The 246-nt window shown below is 45.1% G+C and carries 1 protein-coding gene; it reads left to right on the plus strand.

The features are described from left to right. Nucleotides 1-246 (plus strand): transposase (locus JWH17_RS23530; RefSeq protein ID WP_205225124.1); only part of this gene is annotated, 246 nt, incomplete at both ends.

Raw genomic sequence — 246 nt, forward strand, 5'->3', positions numbered from 1 at the left:
GCAGGTATGGGAAAAAGAGCACGAGAGCTGGAGTAGACGCGACCTAAAGCTCAAGAGATATGTGTATATCTGGGCTGACGGTGTATATTTCAACATTCGCAGTGAAACAGATCGACAGTGCATCCTTGTTGTTATTGGTGTCACCGAGCAAGGGAGAAAAGAATTTATTGCCATTGAAGATGGCTTTAGAGAGTCAGAGCAAAGTTGGTCTGAGTTGTTATTGAGGGTGAAAGCTCAGGGGCTGAA

Source organism: Desulfogranum marinum (assembly GCF_016918565.1).
GTDB lineage: Bacteria > Desulfobacterota > Desulfobulbia > Desulfobulbales > Desulfobulbaceae > Desulfogranum > Desulfogranum marinum.